We start from the raw sequence: 8,985 nt of genomic DNA on the forward strand, positions 1-8,985 counted from the left end.
CGCAAGATACGCTTAGCGTTCTCCTCGGCGCGCGGAAACTGGTTCATTTGGAAATAGTCGTTCGCCAGGCTCCTGTAAATCTCAATCTTTACTTCCGTCCTCAGATTACGCCTGAAGATCAATGACTGGTGGATCTTGACGGCCTGCTCGCCCTTGTCCTTCTCCCTGAGGATATCACCGAGTTTGATGTAAGCACTGACGTTGTTCGTGTCGCCCTTTACAAGTTCGCGCAGTTTCCAGAAAGCGCTGTCTGTGTCGCCTATAAGCATACGTTCCAGAGCTTCGGTATAGAGAAGATGAGAATCCTTTCTACGCGGGAAGAGCTTGGACAGAAGATTCACTACTCTTCCCCGTCGTCTATCTCGTATAAACCTTCTTCGATCGCTATGTTTCTGAGGGAATTGATTTCGTCCGACAGTTTCCTGTTCTCACCTCTCACAGCCCGGGTCTCCGCCTTACTTGTCAAAATGGAAGAGAGTGCGATGGAGAATCCCACCAGTATGCCCACACCCAATGCGACAATGATGACTACCGCAACGGGAACGGTCTCATACTGGCTCAGAACGAGATCAACAGCCACCTCTTCCATGTTCTTAGTCAGGACAAACAGGAGACCGAGGATGAGCAAAAGTCCCAGAAAAACTTTAAGCAACTGCATGAAACCTCCTTGGGTCGCCTACTAATTCGCCAAAAAGAGTAACGCCATGGGCATCAGTGATGCGGACGTTCACCATCTGTTTCATCTGGGTAGTCTCTTTTGCGAAAAGGACCCACTTGTTAGTGTCCGTCCGCCCGGCCCACATCTCTGAAGACTTCTTACTTTCTTTCTCAACTAATACTTTAACTACTTCACCTATCTCTCTTTTATTAAGGAATAATGTATGCCTCTTCTGAACAGTAATCAACGCTTCCAGCCGCGCCTGCTTCTCACTTTCGGAAACGTGATCAGAATACTCTGTCGCCTTTGTTCCGGGACGGGGCGAGTACTTGAAAGTGAAGGCGGAATCAAACTTGATCTTTTCCATCACTTTCAGTGTCTCCTCAAAATCATCCCGTGTCTCACCCGGAAATCCAACAATGATATCTGTTGTCAGTCCGCACCCCGGCAGCAACTGACGTATCCGCGACACAAGAGCGAGGAATTCGGCCTGACTGTATGTGCGGTTCATCCGCTTGAGGATGCGGTCTGATCCCGCTTGAACCGGCAGATGGATCGACTTGCACAGATTGGCGTTATCCCGCATGACGAACAGCATATCATCGTCTACATCCTGTGGATGGGGCGATGTGAATCTCACTCTCTGCAAACCGGGTATCTCGGCCACCGCCTGAAGAAGCTCAGGAAACCGTTTCCCTCTGCGTCTGAAAGAATTGACATTCTGTCCCAAGAGTGTGACTTCCGCAAAACCGTCATCAACGGCCCGCCGTACTTCTTGTACGATGTCACTCACAGGTCGGCTTCTCTCCCTGCCACGGGTGAACGGCACAATGCAAAAAGTGCAGAACTTATCACAGCCGCGCATGATGGATATCCACGCATTAATCCCCTCATTCCTCGACGGGTACATACCGCTGTAAACTTCGAACCGCGACAGCTTTGTGTCAACAATTGACTCGTTCTTTTCTTCGTGGCGCCGGAGGATCCCGGGGATGCGGCGATACGAATCGGGACCGAGCACAAAATCGACGTACGGTTTGTTTTCCAGGATATCATCCTTGACGTGTTGCGCCATGCATCCCATGAGACCGAGGATCATGTCAGGTCGTCGCTCCTTTTCCTTCCGTAGCACACCCAGACGGGAATGAATCTTATCTTCAGCGTGCTCCCGGATGGCACACGTATTAATGAAGACGGCGTCGGCGTTTCCCACCGCATCAATCTTTCCGTATCCGTTTTTTTCCATAATGCCGGCCACCAGCTCGGAATCGGCCACATTCATCTGACAGCCGTAGGTCTCCATATAATAGTATTTCACAACGAATGAAGTTACTCTCTCCCCCGTAGAGAATCAAGATACGTTTAGACGGTTTGGGGGTGTGCCGAGGGGTTACTCTAGGCGACCGGCGAAGAAGTAATTCTTGGGGTTTTGCGGTGTACCGTAGTAGTGAACTTCATAGTGGAGGTGAGGCGCTGTGGACCGGCCCGTATTCCCAATCTCGCCTATCAGGTCGCCTCGCTTGACTACCTCGCCCGGTTTTACCAGCATTTTCATCAGATGAGCGTAGAAAGATTGATAACCGTGCCCGTGATTAATCTTGATCGATTGACCGTAAGTACCCTTGTACGATGCGTAGACTACTTTTCCATCAGCGGCAGAATAGACGGGCGTTCCATTCGGCGCCGAGATATCGAGACCGTGATGGAATCGCTTCTCACTGGAAAACGGATCATTGCGGTAGCCGAATCCGCTGTTCAGGTATCCGCCGCCGGCCGGCCGGATGGAAGGGATGGACGGCAGTTTTTCCGTGCTGTTCTTCAGTGCATCGAAAACCGTTTCGAAGCTCTCTTTTTCCAGCCGAACCTTGCGCGACAGTTCATTGATGTCGATTTCGAGCTGGGTCACCTTCTCCTCAATGTCAGGCAGCAGCTCGTCCAAGTCTGACCGTCGGGTAGTTAATCTACCTACACCAACTTCACGCACGTCGCGGTCTATGGCAGGAAGGTTTGCATAGGTTCGCAATGCCCTGTCCTTCTCTTCCAGCTGATTCATATCGACCTTCATTTCATCAAGGTCACTGCGCAGGTCGAGAAGCAGGGAGATGAGCGAACGGTTATTCTGTTTCACCTCCTCGAGTCTCGATTTGTACATGAAGCGGGTGAGTATATCGGCGCTGAAAATGAGCACAGCGGTAGATAACACAACGGCAAGTATAGAGACGGCAACGATCGTATTTTGTGATAACGACCATTGATGCACGTCACTGTTGCTGTCACGTATGACAACCAGCTTGACGCCCTCAGATGATTTGCGTTTCAAGAAGGGTAACTTCATATATTATTTCTCTCTAACCCCTACTATAGAATTTCTGAACATGGGCTCACAAATACAACAGGAAATTATCTAACAATTCCTATTAAATATCGCTGAATTGAATCTGTTTATCTGAATGCTTGCAGATTCCTGCGGACAACAACGAAACAAAGTTATCATATGTTCATAACTTAGACAAATCTCGCGCGGACTTTTCAAGGTTTCATAATGCAATAAACCTGTCACTTTGCTCCCATCTCTGTTCGCCTTTTGGCCTTCCAGTTCTTACCTAAGGGAATCGTAACAGGTCGAGAAGATAGGCTGGCTCTTGAGCCGTCGCTAATCCCCGACAGGCGGAGGAGTTGCTGACGGCAGATTCAAGGTATTTCCGCTAACCCGTCAGCGATCCGCCAAGGCGGAAGTCACCGACAGATAATACGAACTTGGAAGTAAAATGATGAAATCCCGATTCCTTCGGGAAGGAATCATTTTGAAACATCTGTTGATCAAATTCACTCCCGCGCCCCCTTGCATTCTGGGGAAGGTCGTAGATTATCCGAGAAAAGTGCGCAACAGATGGGCTCTCGTGACGTGGCGCAGACGTTGAATTGCCCTCTCTTTCAGCTGGCGTACACGCTCCCTGGTCAGTTTGAGGTGAGCACCAATCTCTTCCAGTGTGAGAGGACGATCCATATTGAGGCCGAAGTAATTGCGGATGACTTCCGCTTCACGCTTCGGGATAGTGGTTAGAACCCTCTCTATTTCAGACGTCAGCGACTCTTTCATCATAACCGCTTCCGGCCGGCCGTCATCAGAGGTGATGAGATCCCTCAAGGTCGTCTTCTTTTCCTCGTCAATGGGTTGGTCAACGGAAATGCTGCGCACGTTAAACTGAACCAGCTGTTCCGCTTCTTCTTTTGTCATATCCATAATATCAGCCAGTTCTTGCACCGTCGGCACACGCTCTAGAGCTTGCTCCAGCTGTTCCGCCTGTTTGCGCATGCGTGTGACCGTACCCGTCACGTTTGCCGGCAGACGGACAATCCTGCTCTGATCGGCAATGAACTGCAGAATCGACTGCTTGATCCACCAAACGGCGTAGGAGATGAACTTGAATCCCCTCGACTCGTCAAACCGGTGCGCCGCCTTGATAAGACCTATATTCCCCTCATTAATCAAGTCCTCCAGCGGAAGACCTGTATTGCGGTACTTATTGGCAACAGATACGACAAACTTGAGATTGGCGTTGATAAGCTCATTAAGAGCTTCCGGATCACCCTTCCTGACCAGGCGTGTCAGTTCAATCTCCCTTTCAGGGAGAAGCGGTTCCGTCGTGCCAATCTCTTCTAAATAGAGTTTCAGCGCGTGGCCGAATGCATCCCTAGATTTTGACTCTGCCAAAGCTCTCCGCCTGATTTAAATCTGAAAGTTCCTGCTCAGGAACCAGACTCTTCGGAAGATTCCGCTTCTTCAGCGTCTTCCGCCTCTGTCTCACCCTCTGATGATGTTTTCTCATACTCGGCCTTGATCTCCTCCAGCTTCTCCTCTTTCTCCTTCACACGATCCTTCAGGTCCTGCACCCGCTGAACATATGAAAAGAACTGTTCGTTGCCGGCGAAATTGGTGACGTTTTCATTCACCGATGAATCGAAAGCGTGCTTGCCGAGTTTTGCAAATTCCTTATCCATTTCCCGCTGAAGCTGGTGGATTTCCAGCTTAACCTTGCCGACCTTTGTCAGCTCTTCCGTCTTGGTGGCGGCAACCTTGCCGATCTCCTCGGCCTTCTCCGCCGCCGCGCTGCCAAACTGTTTTAGGTTCTTCTTCAGATCATTCCATACTGGTGACATCGTTTTTCCCCTCTATTCTAATGGTGCAATTTGATACCGCATCTTCGGATTGTCAAGGGTCACTTCGGACTTTTTTTGATGAACCAGTTCGCCAGATAAAACAGCACAATACCTGTAGCCAGCGCCTGCACCTCAAGAGCCAGGTCACCATCGCGGATTCCGTAATAAAGTCCTGACAGCACAGCCAGCATCGCCGTCACCTGAAGCGACCTTAACAGAACATATCGAACGGTAAACTCCTCCCCGATTCCATTGTTCCCTGACGACTACTCATCGAGAGCCTTCGTCAGCAGCTTCCTTATCACCTGCGGATCCGACTTCCCGCCTGTCTTCTTCATCACCTCTCCCATAAAGAAACCGAAGAGAGACTTCTTCCCTTCACGGTAACGGGAAACTTCAGCTGGAGAATCTGCCAGTACTCCATCAATGATCGCTTGAAGCTCGCTCTCCTCGGAGACCACCGCAAGCCCTTGCGCTTCGATGATCTGCCGCGGCGTCTCATCGCTCTCCAGCATGGCGCGGAAGATTAACTTGGCTGAATTAACATTAACGACCCCCTCGTCTACCACCTTCAGGAGTTCAGCGAACCTGTCGGGTCGGATGGGAAACGAAGCTACATCGAGAGATCGATCCTTCAAATTGCGGCGCATCTCACCGAGAATCCATTTCGATGCCGCGGCGGCGTCACTCAAGAGGGCAACCGTCTCCTCAAAATATTCAGCTAACTTGGGATCAGAAACCAGGATCATTACATCATCCAGCCGCAAGCCGTACTCCGAAACAAACCGCGCCTCCTTCTCGTGCGGCAATTCCACCAACGCCTCCTGCGCGTGCCTCAGATCTTCATCCGTCACCTCGATTGGAACTAGATCAGGATCGGGGAAGTAACGGTAGTCGTGGGATTCCTCCTTGGTGCGCATGATTTCCGCCTTCTGACCGGTTTCGTCCCACAGGAGTGTCACCTGTTCAACCTCTCCGCCCTCCTCCAGGATTTCCGCCTGCCGCCTGATCTCATATTCGAGCCCCCGCTCCACACTTCGGAAGGAATTCATATTCTTCATTTCGGTCTTTACGCCGAGATTTGTTTCGCCCCGTTGCCTGAGAGATATGTTAGCGTCGCAGCGCAGATTTCCATGTTCCATATTGCAGTGGCAGATGGAGAGGTATTCGAGCGTCAGTCTTAGTCTTGCGAAGTACTCTTTCGCCTCATCCGCCGACTGAATCTCCGGCTCGCTGACGATCTCCACCAACGGCACGCCGCTACGGTTGAGATCGATGCGGGTCCCCACGCCGTCTGTACCGTGGATCGATTTGCCTGCATCCTCTTCGAGATGGATTCGAGTGAGGCGAATCTTCTTCAGGCCGTCTCCCTGTCGGATGGTAACGGAGCCGCCGCGGCAGAGAGGCTCTTCGAACTGGGAAATCTGGTATCCTTTCGGTAGGTCGGGATAGAAGTAGTTCTTGCGTGCGAAGCGGGAAAAGCGAGTTATCTCAGAACCGAGAGCCACACCCAGTCTCAGGACATATTGGAGAGCCTTTTCGTTGGCTACCGGCAGAGCGCCCGGCAGACCGAGACAGATGGGGCAGGTATGGCTGTTGGGCGGATCGCCGTAGATATTCTTGCAGCCGCAGAACATCTTCGTCTCGGTGGCGAGCTGGGCGTGGACTTCCAGTCCAATGACCGGCTCCCACTTTTCAAGGATGGCGTCGAGGTTGTTCATAGCACGGGCGAATTTAGTACGGCGGCGTGAGGAATGGAATTCCATAGCTCTATAAAAGTAAAAAACCTCACCCGGCATTTCTGCCGGATGAGGTCCGTTGTTGTAAGGTTACTCTGAAGTTTACGAAACTCTGGTAACGTTGGCGGCTTGGTCGCCTTTGGGACCTTCCACCACTTCAAATTCAACCTTATCTCCTTCCTCAAGGGTCTTGAACCCGTTTCCGCTGATAGACGAGAAATGAACGAAGACGTCCTTATCTCCACTATCGGAAGTGATAAAGCCAAACCCTTTCTTTTCATTGAACCACTTTACTGTTCCTTGTTGCATTGGATGTACCTTTCTTTCTTTACTTATGGATTAATTGTTTTCGAACTCTTACACAGAAATGAAAAAACGAGGCTCAATAACCACATTTTACTGAATCATTTACAAGATTCGAAGAACAACTCTTTTCAACGGGCGAGATTACGACATTCATTCAGCGAATACAAGAACTTAAATCTGGGGCGGTTTTGCTCAAATATAGGGTCGAGCGGGAGATAAAAATGTACTGACGAAGGGAAATGACTACTGGATGGGGCAGTCCTCTGCATCTTATGCTTGAAGAGACTTTAAACTGGTCTGTACTCAATATATCTCAAAGTCGTCCCTATTTCCATCCTCCGCGCCTCCACGAGGACGGCTGAAACGACTTCGATCTTCCATCTTCCCGAAGCGGTACTCAAGCGAAAGAGTCACTGTCTGGCTGAAGAAATCACGGTTGGCCTCCTGATACCAATTCTCCCCCCATGTCTCAAAATGGAGGCCCGAGAGATTGAATGGATCTCCCATCCTCACGGAGAGATTCAGTCTCTCATTAAGGAACTTCTTCTTCAACGACACCGCCGACCATGACATGGAACCCATCTTGCCGATGGGAATCTCTTGCGCGGGGCGGTAAAACATGAAGAACATCAGTTCGGTCGTCGGGCTCATATTCCAAGTCGTGTTAATGACGTACCGCTGACCCTTGACCGAGCTATTGTAATCTTCCCCGAAAATGTCTGTATTGATCTCATCCCAGTAAACGCTGCCGCTGAACATCAGCCTGAACTTCTGGCCAAGAGAGCCGACGATGCTATATTCGACTCCTTTCGAAATCTGTTCACTTATATTAGCATACGTTGCTATGGATATCCCATCCTCCGTGACGACCTTGTGGCGTTGTATCTTGTCCGTCATGTGCCTGTAGTAGGGACCGAAATTCAGGGAGAGTCCACGGGAGAAGCGGCCGATGTTGATCTCGTAGGAGTCCACATACTCAGGTTTCAGGAACGGGTTTCCGGTCCTAACATTGTAAAGATCCTGTCGCGTCTTGAACGGGTTCAGCTGCCGGGAGCGGGGCCGGTTCACCCGTCGTGAATAACTGGCCTGCACCTGAATGATCTGGGGAGCCCCCGCCGAGACAGACAGGCTGGGGTAGAAACTGCTGTAAGGATTTTCGAATGTTTCATCGGTGTTCACAAGCTGGGATTTCATGGCCACATTCTCATACCGCCCCCCCGCCGTGATGCCGAACATGCCGATCGTTGTGCTGTACTGGACGTAAGCAGCGTGGATGTTCTCATCGTAGAGAAAGCGGTTGCTGTAGAGACTGTCATCTATGAACAGATCGGACGCCTCGTCAAAAAGAAAGGCGAGCTGGCTGTCATCACGAGTACGGATTCGACTGTTCATCCCCACCTCCAGAACGTTTCCATTCTCGAAGGGGTGAACATAGTCCGCCTTCAGCTCGAAGTTGGAATCCTTCCCTTCGTTGCCGTTTTTGGCTCTATCCTGACTCACCACATCTTCGAAGCCTGCCTGCGGGGTGGTCCAGTATTCGGTGGAGCCGTCGCTGCCGCCCGACGAATAGCGGGCGAAAGAGGTGAGCTTCTGTTTGGGATTCTTGAATTTCCTGTCATAATTGAGGTTCAGGTCATAGCCGCCGTGATCGTTCAGGCCGTCGCTTGTGCGGAAGTACTGTGACTCGAGGACCTCGTACTCTACCGTCGTGGTAAGGTCATCGTTCCTGCCATTGCCGCCGTTGAGTGTGGCAGAAATGCCCACCGACTGCGTTGGGTCGATGAAGTACTCGAAACCGGTTTTGAGGAAGAGGTTGTCGCCGGATCCGTCTCCTTCGCTGCTCTGATCCAGGATGTTTTCGTACGCTCTGAACTGCATGGTTCGGTAGGAGTCCCCGGAAAACTGTCGCACGCGCCGCCGGACACCTACGTTTGCATAGGTGTTGAACGCTAACGTCCGCCAGTTGATCTGACCGGAAACATTTTTTCCACCCCTGGAATCAGCACTGGAATTAAAATTGCCGTTCAGGCCGGCAAACTTGTTTTCCTTCAAAACTATGTTAATGATACCGGCCATCCCTTCCGGATCATACTTGGCACCGGGATTGGTCATCACTTCTAC

General features: G+C 50.9%; 10 protein-coding genes. All 10 read right to left on the bottom strand.

Annotated features, from left to right (window positions below):
* The coding region (locus tag QF669_09470) for a hypothetical protein (protein MDP6457658.1) at window positions 1-341 on the bottom strand (341 nt) is incomplete at its 3' end.
* Window positions 341-658 (bottom strand): lipopolysaccharide assembly protein LapA domain-containing protein, encoded by a 318-nt coding sequence (locus QF669_09475; GenBank protein MDP6457659.1) that lies wholly within the window; start codon window positions 656-658, stop codon window positions 341-343. The genes QF669_09470 and QF669_09475, both read right to left, overlap by 1 nt.
* Window positions 645-1,976, bottom strand: a complete 1,332-nt coding sequence (gene miaB / locus QF669_09480) for a tRNA (N6-isopentenyl adenosine(37)-C2)-methylthiotransferase MiaB (protein ID MDP6457660.1) — start codon at window positions 1,974-1,976, stop codon at window positions 645-647. The genes QF669_09475 and miaB overlap by 14 nt, the downstream gene beginning before the upstream one ends.
* A 72-nt stretch (window positions 1,977-2,048) precedes the next feature.
* Entirely contained in the window at window positions 2,049-2,978 is a 930-nt protein-coding gene (locus tag QF669_09485) for a M23 family metallopeptidase (protein MDP6457661.1), read from the bottom strand.
* 546 nt (window positions 2,979-3,524) lie between these two features.
* Window positions 3,525-4,373, bottom strand: coding sequence for an RNA polymerase sigma factor RpoD/SigA (locus QF669_09490; protein MDP6457662.1), 849 nt, complete (start codon window positions 4,371-4,373; stop codon window positions 3,525-3,527).
* 35 nt (window positions 4,374-4,408) lie between these two features.
* Entirely contained in the window at window positions 4,409-4,819 is a 411-nt protein-coding gene (locus QF669_09495) for a hypothetical protein (protein MDP6457663.1), read from the bottom strand.
* A gap of 59 nt (window positions 4,820-4,878) precedes the next feature.
* Entirely contained in the window at window positions 4,879-5,010 is a 132-nt protein-coding gene (locus tag QF669_09500) for a hypothetical protein (protein MDP6457664.1), read from the bottom strand.
* A 75-nt stretch (window positions 5,011-5,085) separates the two neighbouring features.
* Window positions 5,086-6,585, bottom strand: a complete 1,500-nt coding sequence (gatB, locus tag QF669_09505) for an Asp-tRNA(Asn)/Glu-tRNA(Gln) amidotransferase subunit GatB (protein ID MDP6457665.1) — start codon at window positions 6,583-6,585, stop codon at window positions 5,086-5,088.
* 75 nt (window positions 6,586-6,660) lie between these two features.
* Window positions 6,661-6,867, bottom strand: coding sequence for a cold-shock protein (locus QF669_09510; GenBank protein ID MDP6457666.1), 207 nt, complete (start codon window positions 6,865-6,867; stop codon window positions 6,661-6,663).
* A 300-nt stretch (window positions 6,868-7,167) separates the two neighbouring features.
* On the bottom strand, window positions 7,168-8,985 hold a 1,818-nt coding region (locus tag QF669_09515), incomplete at its 5' end, for an outer membrane beta-barrel family protein (GenBank protein ID MDP6457667.1).

This window comes from Candidatus Neomarinimicrobiota bacterium (genome assembly GCA_030743815.1).
Taxonomy (GTDB): domain Bacteria; phylum Fidelibacterota; class Marinisomatia; order Marinisomatales; family S15-B10; genus UBA2146.

Coding starts and splice junctions, on each gene's coding strand:
- QF669_09475 (MDP6457659.1), bottom strand. CDS start 658: ATGCAGTTGCTTAAAGTTTTTCTGGGACTTTTGCTCATCCTCGGTCTC.
- QF669_09495 (MDP6457663.1), bottom strand. CDS start 4,819: ATGTCACCAGTATGGAATGATCTGAAGAAGAACCTAAAACAGTTTGGC.
- QF669_09500 (MDP6457664.1), bottom strand. CDS start 5,010: ATGCTGGCTGTGCTGTCAGGACTTTATTACGGAATCCGCGATGGTGAC.
- gatB (MDP6457665.1), bottom strand. CDS start 6,585: ATGGAATTCCATTCCTCACGCCGCCGTACTAAATTCGCCCGTGCTATG.
- QF669_09510 (MDP6457666.1), bottom strand. CDS start 6,867: ATGCAACAAGGAACAGTAAAGTGGTTCAATGAAAAGAAAGGGTTTGGC.